Annotated in this window: 1 pseudogene; it reads left to right on the forward strand. The window is 36.3% G+C overall.

Going from position 1 to position 738, the window contains the following annotated elements:
• Positions 1-738: pseudogene (locus tag HMPREF9200_RS08800) on the forward strand (hypothetical protein); the annotation flags it as partial.

The raw sequence follows: 738 nt of genomic DNA on the forward strand, positions 1-738 counted from the left end.
ACAGTCGACTTTGGTGATGCGAAAGTAATTGCTAAGAACTTAGATGCAAGTATTGCTTATAAAGCAGGTAATGGAGATACTAAGAAAACAGTTAAATTGCAAGATGGATTTAACTTCACAGCTGCTACAGATACAGCAGCAGATACAGATGTACCAAAATCTGGATTAGCAATCACAACAGGTACTAATGGTGTAGTTACATTTGGCTTAGACAAAGCGACTCGTAGCACTATTGATAACGCAGCAGATAAAGACTTAAGCAATTTATCTGATACAGGAAAAACTACAGTTAAAGAATTAGCAAAAGGTGCAGCACAAGATGCTGTGAAAGTAGCAGATGGTATTAATACGACTGTTGAAAAAGATACAGCAACTGTAGGCGTAACTACATATAAAGTAAATGCTAACGATACAACAGTAGCAGTTACAGGAGATGGACTTGCGATTAAAGGTGGAGATTTAGGTACAGATAAAGTACGTAAATATTCCTTAGACTTATCTGATACAGTAAAAGCAAAATTAAATGCTATTAATAATGTAGGTGATACAGCATCTAATGGTCGTGATGGTGTAAATGGCGCATCTGGTGCGAAAGGCTTAACTGGCAAAGATGGCTTAAACGATAAAACATTAACAGATAAAGTGAATGCATTACGTAACGGCGAAGCTGGATCTGTAGTATATACAGATGAAAATGGTGCACGTTTAGTAAAAGCTAAAGATGGAGAATACTATAAA

The organism is Veillonella sp. oral taxon 780 str. F0422 (assembly GCF_000221605.1).
GTDB lineage: Bacteria > Bacillota > Negativicutes > Veillonellales > Veillonellaceae > F0422.